The organism is Bacteroides sp. D22, assembly GCF_000163675.1.
Lineage (GTDB): Bacteria > Bacteroidota > Bacteroidia > Bacteroidales > Bacteroidaceae > Bacteroides > Bacteroides xylanisolvens.
The window spans coordinates 86,973-107,296 of record NZ_GG774815.1 but is presented as its reverse complement, the minus strand read 5'-3'; the positions used below and the strand labels follow the sequence as shown (position 1 = coordinate 107,296).

The window sequence follows — 20,324 nt, the reverse complement described above, 5'->3', positions numbered from 1 at the left end:
ATAATGGCGCAGAATAATAATCAAAGAGTAACAAATAAAAAAGCAATAAATAAACGAACTTAAATAAAAGGTATCCGAACTCTTTTGAGCAAAACAAGAAATCTCATATCCCGTCAATTCATTTAATGATATAGTTCTTTTTCTCTTTTCCTATTCCTTTCAGAGTCAAAGATTTCCATGCATCAGGGATTGCTCCTTTTCCGGCAACAATTCCCTTATCCGTAATATCCAATCCACCGAATCCCATCAATACGGACTGTAATACACCACCTGCCCCTGTCAGAAAATAAGGATTTGTACCACCGTCAAACTCGGCTATAACCCGGAAGGGCGGATTCAGATTGGGAAGATAGGAATCTCTAAAGTAATGCCATGCACGTTCACGGTCTCCCAAACGGGTAAACAAAATAGAGTAGATAGACTTCGACATGGCAGGTGTCTTCTTTCTCGGAACAGTCTGTAGATAGTATTCCAAATCCCTCCAGATCTGTTCTTTATCCGTAACAAGTTTTAACGGGAAAGCCAACAGGCAGACATCCGCTTGTTTGGTTATAGCTCCATCATACGTATCATGCTCTGCCGTTACTCCATTGGCTAGTTTCCGGAAACGAAGTTTCTCTGCCACAGTCGTCCACATAGGGTCTGATTTTACATTCAACAGTTTGGCAGCCTTACAGGCAGCTTCCAGAGTGGATTTCGCAACGCCGTTTGTATAAGCATTATTGTTCACGTTCTTTCCTCCTTGAGGGTTCTGATTCCATTCATCCGCTCCTATTACATTCCTGATTTCATACTCTCCCGCTTCATTCGGTTCCGAACGGCTTACCCAGTATTCGGCAGCAGCACTAAGAATGGGAAATCCCTTTTGACGAAGCCATTCCAAATCCTGCGTCACAGCATAATATTGCCAGGCTGCCATAGCTACATCTCCCGTAATATGATTTTCAAAAGGGCCGTAAATGTTGGTAACTGTATTATCTTCGTTTCCTTTACCACTACTTTCCCACGGGTACATGGCTCCTTTATACCCATGCATGAAAGCGTTATGCCTGGCTGCATCCAAACGCTGATAGCGGTACTCTATCATTGATTCCGCCAATTCGGGATGCAGCAATAATAAAGCCGGAAAAATCCACGTGTCAGCATCCCAGAATACATGCCCGTTGTAACCGAAGCCCGAAAGCCCCATCGGAGAACAGGATAATCCCGAACCTTCCCGCACAAAAGCATACGTGTGATAAAGCATACTGTGAATGTCTTGTTGCGACTGAAGATCACCCTCAATCACAATATCGCTTTCCCAAAGCTTGTCCCATGCAGCGATATGTTTGCTCCATAATCGTTCAACACCCTCTACTGCTGCAAATGCCGTCAACCGTTCCACTTCATTCTTGACGTCAGCATGAGTAGCAGCGGAAAGTGTCGTCCCGACAATCGAAAAAGTGTAAGGCTGGCCTGCCTGCAAACGGACCGTAAATTCTTGTGTATGTACCCCGACTCCGCGTGCACTCCGATGGCATACTTCCGGACGGGGAAAAGAATCGTCGAAAACAAACGATGAACAAGCACCGATTTCAAGTTCCCGGGTCGGAGATTTTGCGATTGATGTGCAGAAATCAATCGCTGTTTTTCCATTGAAGATGCGGTTGAAAGACTCCTGCGGACTACGCAACGATTCATGCACCGTCAGTATATTCGCCACAGCTACTTCTATCTTTTCTTTCGGAACGATCCGCACACGCAGTAAACACGAATAAGGTAAATGACGTAATGCCGTATATTGATATTCAATATGTGCAAGCGATTGATAATCAAATTCTCCGCAAAACAATCCCTGACGCATATCCAAAGTCTGTTTATAACCGGATATTTGGGAAGCTTTCACCGTAGTTCCGTTTATCTGCAATTCCGTATCCAGCATATTGATGCCATGCAAGAAATTATTCACTCTTCCCTTTCCATAGATATCATAAAGTCCTCCCAACACGACACGGGAAATCTTCAAAGGATCGGGGGAAGAAACTAATCCCAGCATACCATTGGCTACCGTTACTCCATAATAGGACGAGGGTTCAATCTGTTCGGCAGTTATTTTCCAGGCATCTTGCGCAGATACACCGATGACAGGCCATAACCCGCTCAACAGCAGTAATATTAAAAAGTTCCTTTTTCTCATCTTATCTATATTTATAAGCCTTTTGTAAATGTACAGTCAGTCTTTTCTCATCGGAGCAGGGCAACGCCTGCTCCGACGAAAAAAGAGACATGCTAACTAAAAGTTTGTATGGATAAAAAACTAATACATATATCCGCTCTTACCCGGATTACCGCCCATCTGCGACCAGGCATTGGCTGCATAGCCTGTCGCCGCTCCTTCAACAGCAAATAGAGTCGGTTTTCCTTCCAGCATACCGGTCACATAGATTGTGCCGTCAGCAGATATGGTGGGCGACGATTTCAGTTCGGTTCCAAGCTGGAGTGAAGCGATAGCTTTTCCTGTAGCCGGTTCGAGTTTCACCAAGGAACCTTTTTCTGCATCATTATAGTAGATATACCCTTCATTATCTATAGCAGGAACGCCATAAGCAGTACCCGCTACTTCCGTTGCCCACAAAACGGAACCTGTAGAAGATATGGCAGTAATATATTTGTCAGTAGCTACATACACAACCCCATTTCCATCAACCACCAAGCCATAACCGGTTTGTTTATTTTCCCCTTTCACGGCAGTATACCATTCTGGAGTCGAAACTTGCCCCTTGGTAGTCTTCTTGGTATCATAGCAATAGACTAATGCTTTTGTCTCATTGGTAGATATGCGGGCTCCTAAATTAAGGCAAAGGATATATGCTTTGCCATCTGCACCAATAGCGATCTGGCTGCCATTAGGCTGGTCATTTGGAGCATAATTCTGCTCATTGGTCGACTTGCTCCAGCTATTGCCTTCCGGGAAGAATATGTGTGTACCATACGATCGTCCACTACTCTGACCCGTGTTAACAAGTATCCTACCATCTTTCAATCCTACACAACCACCATAACTTCCGGAAGACGTTTTTTCCGAATATTTAAGTACCCCGGATACCTTATCATAAATACGGAAATGTTTTCCATCTGTGCTTGGCGCCGAATTCGTTAGGATCATCACATATTGGTCCGTGACAGCCGGAGCACCGAAAGGACGCATACTCGATTTTGCGCCAATCGCTGTAAACCACATCTGCGTACCACCGTCTGCACCGCCTTTAACAGCATAGAGACTGGCAGACTTGGATGCATCTGCTCCCGCCTTGGTAGTATTGTCTCCGACAGCCACATACACCGTTCCGTCGGAATCCACCGTAGGAGTCGGGTGCTGATAGTCAGAACCTCGGTTCGGTTCATTGTTCTGTCCGCAATCAAATCCCCAAGTCCGTTCACCGAGTTTCGTGAAACAAACCAGGTTATAATTGCTGGAAGAAACATATATATACTGACCATCTGTGCTTGTTGCCGGAGAAGTGCCGTACACCACTCCCTGCTCATCGTAGGAATGAGACCATAACACGCCAAGACTACCGGCTCCCTTTGCTATATCCATTGTGACAGTCTTCGTATCTTTCCTTTTTTTATTGTCCGTCACAGTCAGTGATACGTTTATTTTTCCATGCGAACCGAAAGTGATTTTCGGGTTTTCCTCTGTAGAGAGGATAGCACCGAATGTCCATTCTCTTTTGACAATCTCAGACCCTTCCGCTGCTTTCGATTGATCCGTAAAAGCAACCTCTTCTCCCGCTACAATTCGTTCGGGCAACCAGCTGAAGTCTGCCGTAGGACGGACACCGTCATCTATTATTTTAATTGTCTTTTCAAAAACTGATTTCATCGCACCGCGATCCGAAGTGACAGTCAGACGAAAAAGATAGTCTCCGCCCTCTTCCACGCTAAATGGTTCGGGAGCAGTCAGTTCGTAGGAGACTTTACCCATAAATTCCCATTTACAAACTGCAATCTGGGCATTCTCCGCCGTCGACGTATTTGTCAGGGTAATCAGATCACCAATCTCATAGGATTCCTTATCTGTAGTGAATCCAGCTTGTACCCATGTCTCTTCATCAGGTGTACACCCAACCAACAGACCGATAACAGCTACCAATAAATATATGATTCTTTTCATTGCGTTTCTGTAATTTTAGATGATCGTTTCATTACTTCACGTATTCCAATTTACCGATGATGGGATAATGATCGGAGATATAAGTGATATTCTGATAAACTTTATCTATTGTCTCGAACTTCAAAGCCTTAAAGCCTGTACAAAAGATGTGATCTACAATATAAGGATTGGCGGTACCAAAGCCTGTATAAGAGTATTTCGAGTCTGTGATCGGAGCCGATAAGCGGACATTTGTCATGAATGTCTTAACTCCGTTAAAGATATCGCTGTCAATCTGCTTGTTAAAGTCGGCGGTCAGTAACATCGGCAATCCTTCCGGATTGAGCTCGGACATTTTATTCACAATCACTTCCATCGACTTGCCCGGAGCGATGGTAGAACCTACATCGATGTGAGTATTGATAAAGAAGAATTTTTTACCGGAAGCTATGTGTTTGAAAATAGCCCATGTCGCTATACGGGGAACGGTACTGTCCCAACCTTGAGAACCCGGTACATCCGGAGTTTCAGAAAGCCAGAAACAATCCCACTTGATTAGTTCAACAGCCTTTTTTCTATAAAAGATAGGAACAAACTCATCATTGTTAGCGTTGTTGGCACGGCGTCCCTTACCGACATATCCATAATCTTTCCAGTTCTCTTCCAGCCACTTCAGTTGTGGTGGCCGCGCTTCCTGCATACCGATCACTGTCGGTTTATGTTCTCCGATCATCGGTATAAAAGCTGCCGTACGGGCTTCCCATGACTTTTCTCCCGTATCTTTGGTATTATAATACCGGATATTGAACGACATGACTTTAATTTGGTTATCATTCAGTGACGGGTCTTCCTCTTTTACTGTTTCAGGGTCCTTATAAAATTCTGAATAATCAGGAGTAGTATTACTGCATCCGCCTAACGCTACAACATAGATAGCAATTACAGGCAATATCTGGTTAAATTTCATCATACTAAATCTTTTATATTTTAATTCCAATTGGGGTTCTGTGATAGTTTATATCCGGCACTCTCATAGTCGCGGATCACCTGTGCAGGAACAGGATAAAGATATTGGCGGTCGTCATCGTACCAGATGCGGTTTCCCGTACCGGGGTTATATCTCAAATCGTATCCGCCTGCGGCATTTGCTGTGGCATAAAGTCCTGTTTCATTCTTTACGTTCACCGTTTTGCAGTCTTTATTGGATGATTGCGTACCGTTATCAGTAAAGTAGCAATCAGGAGTTCCGTCACCATTCAGGTCAATATCCACATTCAATGCGCTGATGTGCATACCTGTCCACGGTAGTTCCTCTATCAGTTCACCACATTTCCAACGACGCAAATCATTGAATCTCGTTCCTTCAGCCACCAACTCAATGGCACGTTCCCGACGGATTTCCAGTAAAACCGGATTAGTGATATTCGGATAAAAGACCTGCTGCAAATATGAATCAACAGTTGTAGGGAGTTTTTCCGTTCCGCCTGTAATTCCGGCACGTCGGCGCAAAGCGCCGATGGTAGTGTTCCAGTCAGCATCAGTAAGCCCACCCAGTTCGGCTTGTGCTTCGGCATAGTTTAGCAGCACTTCAGCGTAACGCAACAGTGGGATACTGTTGTTGTTCTTTTCATTGTTATCGTATTTTGTATCGTCAAGAGAATACTTGATTACATGATAACCGGTCAGGCAAACTGTCATATCGGCTACTACGGCTTTTCCGTCACGTTTGAAATCCAGTCCGCGGATGGTCTGTGCCAAACGCAGGTCACGATTCTTCATCTCTTCCACGAAGTTTTTGGTTTCATAGCCTGTTTCGGCAGTGAACGGGGTACCGTCCAATTTCAAGTAAGTATTGACAAACGGACGAACCAGACTCCAGCCTTTACCGTACGACAGCGAATTGTACCAGTAATTTTGAGTCCCGTAAATACCTGATGCGCTATTGGCACATACCGCCAGAATTACTTCGGAGGTAATGGGAGCTTCCAGATAGAACAAATCACGGTAGGCCCCTTTGGTACCTGTTGCCGTATTCAGCGAAAGTCCGCTGTTGTCCATCACCAGTTTGGCTGCACTGGCAGCATGGCGGTAAAGTTCTTCCGGAGTGATTTCCAGACCTGTCAGTTTGTGATAACGGCGATAGGCGGCTTCGAACAGGCACACACGTGATTTGAGTGCGGCTGCAGCCCATTTGGTGAGTGTAGAGCTATTGACAGAAGAAGTTGCCTGAATATGTTCGTAAGCAAAATCGAGATCTTCGATCATATTCTTGATAATGACGTCCCGGCTGTCACGCTCTTTATACATGACATCGTACTGATAAGACTGGATTTCACTGCCAAACCAGGGAACTTCGCCATATTGGGTCAACTTGTCATAATAAAACCAGGCGCGGAACCAACGGGCGATACCCAAGTAATTATCGCGGGTAGCTGCATCCACCGTACACTCCTTTGAGTAGCAACCGTCGATAAAATAATTGATGTTCCGCAGGGTTCCCCATGACCAGCTGGTAGCTGTTTCCGAATTGTACGCATTTTGCTGAATAAACACATTCGTCTGCCGTACAGCGGCAATATCACACATCTCATCCTGCTGATAGCCCGTAGAAAGTGTAGGCAATGCCCGATAGAAGGAATAGGCATAAAGGCGCAATCCGGACTCGCTGCCGAAAACCATAGATTTGTCAGCCTCTACCTGCATCGTCTCCGTCAAATCGCAACTACCTAGCAGCACCGTTGCACACAGAAGCAGGGTATTACGTATAGTACTTAATCTTTTCATATCTTCTTTGTTTCTATTTAGTAAGTAATAGAGATTCCTAAACTTAGATTCCGCATCGTCGGATAGTTGAAACCGTCTCCTTTATTACCGGAAGTCAGGTCATTATCCGAACCTTTTGTTATCACTGTCACATCGTAATCTTTCGTGTGACGGTAGAGTGGAGACCACGACCATAAGTTCTCGCCCGAGAAATAGACAGATACTTTAGAAAACCCGGCTTTTGCTATCCATTTCTTTGGCAAATTGTAACCAAACTGCAAATTTTTGAGCCGGAAGTAAGATACATCCTGCAAGTAGCGTGTATTGGCCGTGCCTTTATATAAAGGATTGTAGTAACCCGAATAACGCGGCAGATAAGCATCAGGGCGGTCTTTGGTCCAATAGTTATTCAAGTGCCACACCGGAACTTGATTGTAAGGACGGTTATACTGTCCCCAGAAAGAACTCTCACCACTGGGATACCAGTCTTGTTTTCCCACACCGTCGAACATAGCTGACAGAAAGAAGTTATTCCAGTCGGCACTAAATGAGAGGGTATAGATGTAGCGCGGTTCGGAGTTTCCTATGATTTTCCGGTCGCCCGGTGAGTCTACCGTGTTGGCTCCGTTATCAATAGTACCTGTATTGTTCAAGTCTTCGAAGCGCATATCACCGGGATAAGTGATGTAATTGACAGATGTCTGCATCAGGTTGTTTTTGTACCCCTTTCCGTCAAAAGCCGCATCGATTTCGTCTTGTGACTGGAACAGTCCGTTACAAACAAATCCCCAAATCTCACCGATACGCTGACCTACATAATAATCATCCAAGTCACGTTTCGGGTTATTATATTTGTCTATCACCGAATGATAATCGGCAAGGGTTGCTTTGATGCCGAAGCTAAATGGTTTGCCAGCCAAACGGAACGAGTCGTTATATCCCAAAGAAATCTCGTAACCATAGGTACTCATGTCAGCATAGTTCCCTTTGGGCGACGATGCACCGAATGTATCGGGAAGCGTCGGTCCCACCGTATACATATTAACAGTCTTACGTACGTAATAATCGGCGGATAACGTAATTTTGTTGTTCCAGAATCCCAAATCGATACCGCCATCAATGGTTCGTGAGGTTTCCCAACCGATATTGTCAGGAATTTGGGCAGGATTGAGCGTGTAGCGTAACTGTGCCTTACCATCGAGATAGCGGCCTTCGCTCGATGAGCCGGTAGTGGAATAAGTCTTCAATGAGAACTTTTCCAGATAAGAATATGGCTTCACATTACTATTACCCAGCGCACCATAAGAGACACGCAGCTTTCCATTGGAGATAATAGCCGGATTTACCTTCCAGAACTTCTCTTCCGAGAAACGCCATGCTGCCGAAGCTGAAGGGAAAAATCCCCATTGCGAATTGTTGGGGAACTTCGAAGAACCGTCATAACGCCCGTTCACCTCAAATAGATAACGGTTGTCATAGGAGTAATTCAACCGGAAGAATGCTCCGGCATACCGCCACCGGTTACCATCACTCTTAATGGACATATTATCTCCCATAGCAAAATTTATATTTTCCACATCAGGCATCAACAAGCCATTCCGCTCCGAAGAGATTGCCTTGTAATCCTGCTGTTCGTAATTATATCCCGCCAAAGCTTTCATATAATGTTTTCCTGCAAATGTATTCTCATATTCGGCATATACATTGGTGGATATATAGGTAGTCTGTTGCACTTTCTCCAACATCTTATCATCTGTTTCCGGTACTCCGAGATATTTAATCACCCCTTCGTAATCGCTATACGGAACAGCGGTAGTCTTCTTGTCTTCTATAAAATCTTTCGTACGGAAAGAGAAGTCTCCGGTAAAACGCAATTTGTTGTCCAGCATGGTTATATTCAGGGTAGTCGTATTTTTCAGCGTTTTAGTCGTACGCTTTATCCAGTTGTTGCCTGTTACCAGTCCACCGACAGAACGTGCTCCGGAGTGTGTCAAGGTTCCGTCCGGATTGAAGATTGGTTCGGACGGATGCCCTTCCATGTTGATGGCTTTCCAAACCAAGCCCTCATTCTGTTCTACATAACCCAATGGTTGTGTATATTTATCATGAGTATAGTCTATATTATTGGAAATTTTCAGCCAGCTGAACACTTGTGCGCTGATTTTGGTACGCATATTCATAGTGCGGTAGGTGTCTGAGTTATAATTGAACAGACCGTCATAATCGTATAACCGTGCGGAAGTGTAGTAACTTATTTTTCCGTTCGAACCGCTGATAGATACATTATGCGACTGTGCAAACGTATGATCCTTATAAAGCGCATCATAGTAATCCTCATTTCCATAGTATGTATATTTCCCATCGGGGCCAACTGCTGTCTGTAACGTATTTCCTGCCAACTTCCGTTGCCGGAAAGTCTCCAGCCATTCTTTTGAGAAAGGTTGTGACTTATTAATGCTGGTAGGCTCTATCCCGCGGTAATTGTATTCCGCCTCACGAAACAGATAAGCCCAGACATAACCGTCATCAACGACATCCGGCACAGCATACGGAGTTTCATAGGAGAAATTTCCCGTATAATTGACCGTAAACTTATCTTTTTGCTTTGACGGATCTTTTGTTGTAATCAGGACAACCCCATACGGAGCACGTGAACCGTAGATGGCTGCCGAAGCCGCATCTTTCAATACGGACACGCTTTCTATGTCATTCGGATTCAGCATGGCCGGATCGCCTTCTACACCGTCTATCAATACCAGCGCACTACCGCCCGCTCCGATAGACGTTACACCACGGATATTATACGAAGCCGATTGATTGGGCTTACCGTCGACTAACGAAATATTCAGATTTGGTACAGCGCCTTGCAACATCTGTGTGACATTAGCCACCGGACGATTTTCAAATACATCCGATGATACATTTTCTACCGCCCCTGTCAAGTTTATCTTTTTTTGGGTACTGAATCCGACCACCACTACTTCGTCCAACGTCTGTGTATCATCTTTCAACACTACTGTCAGATAATTCTTATTTTTCACGCTCACCTCTTGCGTCAAAAACCCCAGGTAGGATATTTGTACCACACTCCCTTCACTGACTGTCAACTGGAACTTACCGTCCATACCTGAGATTGTACCTGCCGTGCCATTCTTCTCTTTTATATTGGCTCCGATGACAGGCTCCCCTGACATGTCTTTCACTATCCCGCTAATAGTGTATTTCCTGGAGGATTGTTGTGCGGACTGGCCGCTTTTCTTCTTGATGATAATATCTTTCCCTTGGATAGTGTAGCTAACATCTTGTCCTGCCAAGACCTGTTCTACCACCTTCTCAATAGGTAAATCTTTGGCTAGCACTGTCACAATCTTTTTGGTATTCAGATCGTTTGTTGCAAATGCAAATGAATATCCGTTTTGCTTCTGTATTGTTTCAATAGCCTGCTTTACTGTTACATTCTTCAACTGCAAATTGATAAGTTGCGCAAATGAGCTTAGATAAGAGCATAGCAAGAGCAGGACCATGAAAAAGACTTTCTTCTTATTTTTCATAAGTCAATGGATAAATAATTGATAAATAGGATGAGAAGTTTAGGATTTTATTTATATTTGCCTAAGCTTTCATCAATTAAAGTCACTGTGGCTTTTAAGATAGAAAGGCAAGAGGTCAGGGGATGGAAAAGGAACCTGACCTTTTTATATTTCTATCAGGAGAGGTGAATCATGTTTTTACTAAATGGCTTTTCATATTTCTTTAAGTTTTAAAGGTTTAACATCTGTTCATTTGGGAAGTGTGATCACAATATTTTTTCCATTCATGGTATAAGTCATTTTGTCTGTAGACGACAATACATTCATAATCTCCCGAATACTTTGCTCTCTTTTACGGAAGTTTCCATAAAAACGAATCGTATTTAACGTGTCGTCTGCAACGGTTATTTTTACGTCATAGCTTCTTTCCAGTTCTTTAATGATATCTGAAAGCAAAACTTCATCAAAGTAAAGGCGGTCGTTTGTCCATTCAGCACTGTAAGCGGCTTTGGTATCGGATACAGATAGTTTTCCTGTTTTTTTATCCAACAGCGCCTGTTGGTCCGGATGAAGTATGGTCTCTTTTTGCCGGGTATTCAGCGCTACCTTTCCTTCCAGCAGACAGACTTTAGCTTCCAAATCGTCTTTATAATTCCGGAAATTAAATTTAGTTCCCAATACTTTGACGTCTAGTTCTTCCGTATGTACTTTAAAAGGTATCTCCTCATTTCTGGTTACTTCAAAATAGGCTTCTCCCGACAAGTTCAATGAACGTTCATTAATTCCAAAATCTTGTGCATAGCTCATTTTGGAACCCGCATTAAGCCAAACCAACGTTCCATCAGGAAGATACAGTTTGGTTTTTGAACCGTATGGAGCTTCCACCGTAATCTGTGTCAATTGATTCCGGAGTACTCTCTTTCCACTCTGAAAGGCAATCGTTCCACAGAAAAAAACAATTACAACCATTGCAGCGGCATACATCCACGGACTGATAGTGAGTGTTTTTCGTTTTACCGATGGTTGCACAAGGTTTTCTGTATGCTCTAAAAATAATTGATAAGCCCGTTCTTTGTCGAAATGCTGTTCATCTGCTTCATCAGAAGCAGCGATCCATACTTCTTGCATATCGGAAAAATATTTCCGGTTTTCTTCCGAAACATTCAGCCAATTCTGTAACGACTGCATCTCTTCCGGTGTCAGACTGTTTGTCAGATAACCGATTATCCAATCATTGACTATATCCGTATGTGGTGATTGTTCATTCATAAAAGATAGTGCCTTTATATATACTACAGTTTTTTATAATAGCAGGGTAGGATAAAAAGCAAAAATAATACATAAAAAAGTGCCCAGTTCTTTTTTAAGTATTACTAATGCGCTCTTTATATGATACTTAACCGTATTTACAGAAATGCCAAGTTCACGAGAAATTTCTTCGTAACTCATTTCCCGGAAGCGGCTCATGGTGAATACCAGTTTGCAGACAGGCGGTAATTTGTTGATAGATTCGTGGATTTTCGATTCCAATTCTTCTTTTAGCAGGTTGCCTAAAGGATGCTCATTGTCAGAAACGATATTTTGCAATTGAATACCAGCCTGCTCAATGGTAGAAAAACGTATCTCTGTCTCCTGCTGCTTGAGGGCTAAGTAGTTCAGACATTTATTACGTACGGCTATTATCAGATAGTTGCGAAGAGGAGGCACCAGTTCCAATTTGTCTCTGACTTCCCAAAGATGAAAGATTACATCGTTCACTATGCTTTCCGCCTGCACTCTGTCTTTCAAGAGATAATAACTAAGTTTGCAGAGAGCAACATAATGATAATCATATATGTATTTATATGCTTCATTATCTCCGGCCTTTAGCTTTTTTATAATGTGTTTTTCATCAATTGGAATCATATTCTGTTTTTTCTGCTCTGCAATATTCGGATAATATATTGAAAGATGCAAATTAATCAGTAGAAAAATTGGAATTAGAAAAAGCACCAGGAACATACGGATGAGTGAACCAGAAGCACGAACCTTCCCCCTCACGGGATTCGACTCCAATCTTTCCGCCCATCCTTTTGACCAGGCTTTGACAGATGGATAATCCCAATCCGGCACCTTGTACAAATGAGTCCAATTTTACAAAACGATTAAAAATTTCATGTTTTTGTTCGTCGGGAATCCCTTTGCCCGTATCCGTTACACAAAAACGCACCTGACTCTCATCTTCCAATGAATAGGAAAGTGTGATTGAGCCTTTAGTGGTAAACTTCAAGGCATTAGTCAGAAAATTAGAGAGTACTTGCACGATTCGGTTTTTATCAGCATCAATCACAATCTGCGGTGAATTTTCATCAAAACGCAGTTCGACCGCACTGTCACGTTTTTTATGTGAGAAGGTAGCAATCACTTCCCGGCAAAGTTGTGGTACATCCACCCGTCCCATAACAAGATCTATCATACCGGCTTCGATTTTGGAGATGTCCAGAATGTCGGAAATAAGGTTGAGCAACAGCTCATTGTTCTCCTGCACTAAAGACATATATACATGACGCAGCTCCGCCTCATCGGTTTCGGCAAGCAGACTGGAAAAACCGACGATGGCATTCAAAGGAGTACGTATCTCATGGCTCATATTGGCAAGGAATGCTGATTTGAGCCTGTCCGATTCTTCTGCTTTTTCTTTGGCCTGAATCAGTTCCAGTTCCACCTGTTTGCGGGTGGTGATATCGGTAGCCAGTTCCATGATTGCCCAACGTCCGTCGAGCCATTTTATTGCCATGCTCTGGATGGTATACCAACGTTTGGTGACCGGATTGTAGTCTTCCCAAAAATGAACGCCTGTAAACTTACGGTTGGCATCGAGCAACTTCGGCTTCGGGCAGTGTTTACACCCATTTTCCAATCCTGCATTCAACATTCTCCAACATTCCGCATTTTCCGGAACTTCTCCTGCTTCTTCCCTGAAAGGCTTATTGGCAAAAATCACTTTCAACGTATCGTAATCACTCACAAAAATATTGGCATTGATATTGTCCAATACCTTTTGCATGGTTCGCTGCGACTGTTGCAGCGATGTTTCAACTTGCCAGCGTTTGGTAGCAGTAGATACGATTTGCGATATCTGGCTCATCAGTTCCACATCTTTTTCATCCCATTGTTTGTTCCAGCAAAAGTTGAACGAGAGAAAGCCGAAATGTACTCCCAATTGTGACAGGGGAAAAACAGCAATGGCTTTTACGCCTTGCACTTCGAGCATTTGAGTAATAAAGGGATCAAGCGAATAAATATCGGACGTACAAATGATATGGTTTTCTTCCAGCATGTCGAACCAGGGTTTTCCCGCTTCAATGGTCATACTCCGCAAGTAATCGATAGCGGGTTCTATACCGTCGTTACACCATTCGTTGGTACAGCCGTACGTAACTCCGTCAAGATGGTTTTCCCATGTCGCCAAACGGTCGACACCAGTATAACGGCCAATTTCGGCCAGTGCCATATTCATAGCAGTAGGTATATCTGGTTCCAGTTGCAGAATTTGCAGTACCTTGATGAATAATGCCTGCCGCCGGTTGGTTGCTTCGAGATTCTCCTGAATAGCGATCAAGTCTTTAGATTTCTCTTCAACCATCTGTTCGAGGCTGGTACGGTACTGTTCCAGTTCCATACCGCCCCCTTGAGGTTCAGAATCAGTGGATTTCATGTTTAATAGATAACAGTAAATAGAATTTTAGTTTAGTTTCGAATCCGGACGAGATGCGTCCCACATTCTGCAAATATATACATTTATTTTAGAAACCAAACTTTTTCCCATCAAAACGACTTCTTATAAATGCCTAATAATCGTAGAATTACGAAAGCAGATATTACATAATCGACCTCGCCAGTTCCAAACTTCCCCAATATTATACCGGATGGAATCTTTTCAACAATATATGACTTACACTGAAAAAGTCCTTATTACACTTTTCTATCTATTAAAACTAAATCCTATTCGTCTGGTTATATCAGTTTCAACCCTACGATTGAAATAATCAGAGTCGTCATAAAAAACAAACGACCCAAAGTTGCCGGTTCATGAAAGAACAGGATACCGATCAATACAGTCCCCACCGCTCCTATCCCCGTCCAAACAGGATATGCAGTGCCGATAGGCAATGTTTGCGCAGCCTTTGCCAGTAGGAACATGCTTAAGGTTACAGAGATTACAAATCCCGCTCCCCACAAATAAAAATCGGTGCCTGTCGCTCCTTTAATCTTGCCTAGACAAAAGGTAAAACCAACCTCAAACAGTCCGGCAATAATCAATATAATCCAATTCATATCATTCTATTTTAATATTAGACTGCAAAATTAACAAGATGCCCGGAGCTTTCACTTTACATTTGATAAGAAACGACGGTGTAAGAGTATCATCAAATCTTCTTTTCCTAATATAACTTTTTGTATTTTTGCAGAATAATGATTCAATGCGATATGGATATACACGAGATTATAAACAGGATATATCGGATGCCGGAGGCTTCAGCGGATAAGGTGGTCAAACATCTGTCAAAAATCACATATCCCAAAGGTTATCATATATTGGAGGCTGGCAAGACTGAAACGAATATCTTTTTCATCGAGAAAGGGATTGCTAGAGCTTACATTCCCGTAGACGGAAAAGAGGTAACGTTCTGGATTGGGAAAGAAGGGTCAACCATTGTCTCATTGAAAAGCTATGTAAATAATCAACAAGGGTATGAGTCAATGGAACTGATGGAAAACTCGGTGTTGTATCTATTAAAGCGCAAAGACTTACACGAATTATTCAAGGAAGATATCCATATTGCCAACTGGGGGCGCAAGTTTGCCGAATCAGAGTTCCTGCAAACAGAGGAAAGACTTATTTCTCTCTTATTCACCACCGCGTCCGAACGGTATATGAAACTGATACAAAATAATCCGGAGCTATTACAGAGAATACCATTGGAGTGTCTTGCTTCTTATCTGGGAATAACTCCGGTAAGTTTAAGCCGGATAAGGGCGAAATTGAAACGGGTACTTTAAGATAGAAACATGTTTTTCAAAAGCAAACAGAAAGTGATATATTTGTACAACGAATGAATCAAAAAAGAGAAGTCATGAATATCGAAGATTATAGAGAATATTGCCTGTCAGTCAAAGGAGCAACAGAATGTATGCCGTTTGATGAACATACTTTGGTTTTCAAGGTTATGGATAAAATGTTCACTTTTGCTACATTACGTCCTAAAAACGGAAGATTCTGGGCAGATATGAAATGTAATCCTGATAAATCAGAAGAGCTCATAGAACAATACGAAGACATTTTTTGGGGACCTTTTTCGGATAAGAAACATTGGATAACCGTTTACTTGGAAGGAGATGTTCCCGATAAACTCATAAAGGAGTTGATTAGCCACTCGGTAGAGGAAGTTATAAAGAAGTTACCCAAGAAAAAACAAGAGGAATACAGGAATATGATTTAGGATTCGGAAAGTAAACATATCCGGCACTACTATTATTACTAAAAGTAGAGCCGGATAAAATCATCGTATATTTAAAAACGTATGTCCCAGATACCGCAAGACTTCTCTAATTCTACCAAAGAAGCTACATATCCTTTCATGCTTTCAAGATATTCCTGCTGTACTTCATTATAGGTACGTTGAGCTACCAATACATCCAAAATATTGATTTCACCACGTTTGTATTTATAAACCATCCCTTCAAGCACCTTTTGTGAATCTTCGAGCATCCCCGACTTAAACTGGGCTACTTTCTTTTTTTCCGCTTCATGGCAGAACCATGCTTGAGTAATCTCCGCCTGTATTTGTAATTCCATCTCCCTTTCCAATATTTCAGATTGAGCAATACGGAATTTAGCTGCTTTGACTGCTCCTTTATTTATATTTGAAAAGGACAGCGGAATAGATACCCCTGCGGTAACAGAACGCGCCGGAGGAAGAAAACCGTTCCAATCTCTTTCATAAGAGACTGACAGACCAATATCCGGACGACGCTCTGCCTTCGTCAACTTATACGCACAGGCAGTGACTTCGGCACTTTTTTGAGCTGCAAGTAAGTCTATACGATTGTCTAAACCAACTTTGATTAGTTCCGACAGTATAAACTCACGGTTCAGTTCCTCCCAATTACCAAACGGAATATGAAGAGTATCTGCTGTCACGCCCATCTGTTTGTTAAGCATAACCAATGAAGACTGATATGCTGCTTCCTGCCCGTAAACAGTATTGAGTAAAGTAACGGCTTCCAGTTTCGACTGACGGGCATCATTCTCCGTAATTTCTCCTGCCGCATAACGCAAACTATCCGATCGGCTCAACTGCAGCATATATTCATAAGAACTTCGCTGTATTCCAAGTAGCTCTTTCTGCAAAATCGCTTCCAGAAAAAGATTGGCTGCATCGGCTCGCAAATCCTGAAATTCCTGTTCTATCATCAACTTCTCAAACGCTGCCTGACTGCGTGCTAGTTTGATTCGCGCTCCTCGTTTATTTCCTAATTCCAATGAATAGGAAAGTCCCAGCGAAAAAGTTTCATTACCAGCTTCAAATCCAAGTTCCGGATCAGGAAACACCTTTGCAGCCATAGCTTCCGCATCAGCTATACTCACATTCAACTTTTCTGCCAGATAATTCAGATTATTCTTTCCTACACTATTCAGATATTCTTCGAAAGAAATATTCCGTTGTGGGTGTCCGACGGGAATCTGCGCAAAAGTATGAACAGTCATCGCTTCCACAAGCAGCAAAAGGAGCAAGATATTAAAGTGTATATTCTTTCTCATCATTCTTCTTTTTATTTAAAACGTTATTCTCAATCAGATAGTAAAAAACCGGAAGCACAAACAGGGAGATGAGTGATGAGAACATCAATCCATACACAATAACCGTTGCCAAAGGACGTTGCACATCACTGCCAATCCCGGTTGCCAGAGAAGCAGGAAATAGTCCGAGCACTGTTGTGACGGAAGTCATTAAGATGGGACGAAACCGTTGGCGTGCCCCTTCGATAACAGACTTTCGAAGTTCCATTCCTCCTTTGCGCAAACTATTTATCTGGGATATCATAATAATTCCGTTCTGGATGGAAAGGCCGAACATAGCAATGAAACCCACGGCAGACGATACATTCAATGTCATACCACGCATATTGAGCGCAAGCATTCCGCCGAAAAGCGCTAACGGCACGATGGACAATACTAGACCGGCTTGCCGGAATTTCCCGAACGTAGCATAAAGCAAAATAAACATACACATCAGTGTTAACGGAAGAACGACAGAAAGACGAGTATAGGCTCTGTTCTGATTTTCAAAAGCACCTCCCCATTTAACTGTGTATTTGCTGCTGTCATACTGTACTTTCTGATTAATAACTTCCTGCGCCTCTTTTAGAAAAGAGACCAAATCGCGCCCACGCAAATTCAACTTTACCGTCAGATGACGTCTGTTCATTTCGCGAGTGATCGTACTTTCTCCGACACTCAACTTCACTTCAGCTACCTGCGAAAGGGGTATTTTAGCTCCGGTAGAAGAGGTTAGCATCAGTCCGGCTATCTTTTCGGGTGTATCCCGCACTTCTTCTTTATATTTACAGGTGATATCATACTGCCGGTCTCCCTGATAAAGTTGTGCTATAGCTTTACCTCCGATTGCCACCTCTATCAAATCAGCTACATCAGACACATTCAACCCGTATCGGGCAATCGCATCCCGGTTCATAATGATCTGTAGTTGAGGTAAGGGTGGTTCCTGATCAATATCTAAATCAACGGCCCCTTTCACCATCCCCAGCGTCCGGGTTATTTCTTCGGCAATACGACGTGTTTCACGAAAATCCTCACCATACACCTTTACAACCAATTCGCTATGCGCTCCGGCTATTTTATCCATCACCCCGTCTATCATTGGTTGGCTGAATCCGACTCTAAAACCAGGCAGCGTTTTATATTCTTCTTCCAGTTCATGAATCAAATCCTGCTTGGTTTTTCCTTTCGGCCATTCATCATACGGTTTTATACCGATAGATACCTCAAAATGCGAAGGGGTGAACGGATCTGTGCCATCATCATTTCTTCCTGCCTGAACCATGATATAAGTAACTTCGGGATATTTCATCGTACGAGCACGAAGTGTGTCGGACATCTCTTTCGATTTTTCAACAGAAATACCGGGAGGAAGATTCACCTGCAACCAGATAGAACCCTCGTCCAGTTCAGGGAGAAAATCTTTCCCAACAACGCCGCTCAATACGATGCTTGCCATCAGAATCAGGCAGGAAAACAGGATAGCTTTCAGCGGTTTTTCCACAAGTATCTCTATCATAGCGGTATATTTCTCTTTCAGTTTCTCCAGCCATTTATTTTTATAAATCTTACGCGGCTTACGATAGATGGCATAAGCAAGCCCCGGAATCAATAGAAGAGCGACTAAAAGAGCACCAATCAGTGCATAACTCATCGTAAACGCCATGGGAGTAAAAAGTTTACGTTCCACACGTTCGAAAGCAAACAAGGGCAGATAGGCTGTAATGACGACTATGGTAGAGAAAACAATAGGGCGTCCCACCTCTTTGGCACATTGCGCGATACTTTCTTCTTCAATATATTGTCCGGGATGATCTTCACGTTTTTTGAGAATCGTTTCCAACATAACAATAGCACCATCCACAATGATCCCAAAATCAATAGCTCCAAGCGATAGAAGATTAGCGGGAATATCCGTGAGATGCATCAGGATAAAGGCGATAAGCAAAGACACCGGAATCGTGATTGAAACCAGCAATGCCCCACGCCAATTACCCAAAAACAGGATGAGCACAATAACCACCAATGCCATTCCCATCAGAAGGGTATGAGAAACTGTATTCAAGGTGGTGTTTACTAGACTGGTACGATCCAAAAAAGTATGTATCCGTACCCCTTCCGGCAAAGTTGCATTATTCAATTCATCTACTGCTGCATGAATGCCATCCAGTACCTTAGACGGATTCTCGTGTTTCAGAAGAAGCACGATTCCCTCCAGACTTTCCGAATAATCACGGATACGATCGGCATATCCCAATATGCCTTTCCTCTCCAAATTTCCGTATTTTAAAGAACTGATATCATTCAAAAAAACAGGAACTCCGGAAGTCGTACTAACTACGATGTGACCTAAATCTTCCAAGTTCTCAATCAAACCGATACCACGTACCACATACCCCAAGTCTCCCCTGTTCAATATGCTTCCGCCCACATTGGCATTATTATTTTCAATAGCCTCAATGACCTGGCTTAGAGACAAGTGATATTGTTCAAGTTTATACGGATCTATTTCTACCTGGAATTGGGTGGTAATACCTCCGAAGTTTGTCACATCCGCCACTCCCGAAACTTCTTTAATGCGGGGAATAATCACCCAATTCTGAAGTTCAGTCAGTTCACGAAGTGAATGTTGGTCACTTTCTATAATATAACGATAAACTTCTCCTACAGGTGACGTCAGCGGATCGAGTCCCGGAACAGCACCATAAGGTAGTTCCACTTCATTCAATCTTTCCTGTACCCGTTGACGGCTCCAGTAATCTTCCGTCCCATCCTTAAATACAATCGTAATCATAGAAAGTCCAAACGTACTTCTACTACGCATGACATGCATACCAGGCAAACCGTTGATGGCACGTTCCAAAGGAATAGTGATCTGTTGCTCCACTTCTTCGGCAGCCAATCCGGGTACTTGGGTAACTACCTGCGATGTAACATCTGCAATATCCGGATAGGCTTCTATCGAAAGTTGCATCCATGAGTAATATCCGAAAATACACATCATAACGAACAAGCAAAGCATCACCCACCTTTTCTGTATAATTGAAAGCATCAAATCCTTCTTCATAATTTC

General features: G+C 42.8%; 13 protein-coding genes. 2 read left to right on the top strand and 11 right to left on the bottom strand.

Translation table 11 applies throughout. The annotated features are described in order from the left end of the window. Positions 1 to 118 precede the first annotated feature (118 nt). The 9 genes from HMPREF0106_RS06475 to HMPREF0106_RS06515 form a co-directional block, all read right to left on the bottom strand. The gene (locus HMPREF0106_RS06475) at positions 119 to 2,176 is read right to left on the bottom strand and encodes a glycosyl hydrolase family 95 catalytic domain-containing protein (RefSeq protein ID WP_009040652.1); all 2,058 of its coding nucleotides are present in this window, start codon (positions 2,174 to 2,176) and stop codon (positions 119 to 121) included. 120 nt (positions 2,177 to 2,296) lie between these two features. Next, complete coding sequence (locus HMPREF0106_RS06480) at positions 2,297 to 4,156, bottom strand: PQQ-binding-like beta-propeller repeat protein (RefSeq protein WP_032851557.1); 1,860 nt, start codon at positions 4,154 to 4,156, stop codon at positions 2,297 to 2,299. A 31-nt stretch (positions 4,157 to 4,187) separates the two neighbouring features. Beyond that, positions 4,188 to 5,105, bottom strand: a complete 918-nt coding sequence (locus HMPREF0106_RS06485; protein WP_009040650.1) for an endonuclease/exonuclease/phosphatase family protein — start codon at positions 5,103 to 5,105, stop codon at positions 4,188 to 4,190. Positions 5,106 to 5,122: 17 nt separating this feature from the next. Continuing rightward, on the bottom strand, positions 5,123 to 6,919 hold the full coding sequence (locus HMPREF0106_RS06490; RefSeq protein WP_032851555.1) for a RagB/SusD family nutrient uptake outer membrane protein: 1,797 nt from the start codon (positions 6,917 to 6,919) through the stop codon (positions 5,123 to 5,125). A 17-nt stretch (positions 6,920 to 6,936) separates the two neighbouring features. Next, positions 6,937 to 10,449: a TonB-dependent receptor gene (locus HMPREF0106_RS06495; protein ID WP_009040648.1), complete on the bottom strand. Its 3,513-nt coding sequence runs from the start codon at positions 10,447 to 10,449 to the stop codon at positions 6,937 to 6,939. Between the two features lie 228 nt (positions 10,450 to 10,677). Then, on the bottom strand, positions 10,678 to 11,697 hold the full coding sequence (locus HMPREF0106_RS06500; RefSeq protein ID WP_009040647.1) for a FecR family protein: 1,020 nt from the start codon (positions 11,695 to 11,697) through the stop codon (positions 10,678 to 10,680). Positions 11,698 to 11,730: 33 nt separating this feature from the next. Further along, positions 11,731 to 12,333 (bottom strand): RNA polymerase sigma-70 factor, encoded by a 603-nt coding sequence (locus HMPREF0106_RS06505; protein ID WP_009040646.1) that lies wholly within the window; start codon positions 12,331 to 12,333, stop codon positions 11,731 to 11,733. Between the two features lie 52 nt (positions 12,334 to 12,385). Then, positions 12,386 to 14,125, bottom strand: a complete 1,740-nt coding sequence (locus tag HMPREF0106_RS06510) for a GAF domain-containing sensor histidine kinase (RefSeq protein WP_009040645.1) — start codon at positions 14,123 to 14,125, stop codon at positions 12,386 to 12,388. Positions 14,126 to 14,424: 299 nt separating this feature from the next. Further along, positions 14,425 to 14,745 carry a DMT family transporter gene (locus HMPREF0106_RS06515; RefSeq protein ID WP_004306435.1) on the bottom strand — a complete coding sequence of 107 codons (321 nt, stop codon included), beginning with the start codon at positions 14,743 to 14,745 and terminating at the stop codon, positions 14,425 to 14,427. Positions 14,746 to 14,898: 153 nt separating this feature from the next. Here HMPREF0106_RS06515 and HMPREF0106_RS06520 point away from each other — a divergent pair, with 153 nt between their 5' ends. Next, positions 14,899 to 15,471, top strand: a complete 573-nt coding sequence (locus tag HMPREF0106_RS06520; protein WP_004306434.1) for a Crp/Fnr family transcriptional regulator — start codon at positions 14,899 to 14,901, stop codon at positions 15,469 to 15,471. Between the two features lie 74 nt (positions 15,472 to 15,545). Then, positions 15,546 to 15,911, top strand: a complete 366-nt coding sequence (locus HMPREF0106_RS06525) for an MmcQ/YjbR family DNA-binding protein (RefSeq protein WP_009040644.1) — start codon at positions 15,546 to 15,548, stop codon at positions 15,909 to 15,911. A 71-nt stretch (positions 15,912 to 15,982) separates the two neighbouring features. On the opposite strand, the gene HMPREF0106_RS06530 is transcribed toward HMPREF0106_RS06525, so the two are convergent. After that, on the bottom strand, positions 15,983 to 17,233 hold the full coding sequence (locus HMPREF0106_RS06530; protein ID WP_032851553.1) for a TolC family protein: 1,251 nt from the start codon (positions 17,231 to 17,233) through the stop codon (positions 15,983 to 15,985). Beyond that, complete coding sequence (locus HMPREF0106_RS06535) at positions 17,211 to 20,318, bottom strand: efflux RND transporter permease subunit (RefSeq protein WP_009040642.1); 3,108 nt, start codon at positions 20,316 to 20,318, stop codon at positions 17,211 to 17,213. Before HMPREF0106_RS06535 ends, HMPREF0106_RS06530 begins: the two co-directional genes overlap by 23 nt. Positions 20,319 to 20,324: the final 6 nt, after the last annotated feature.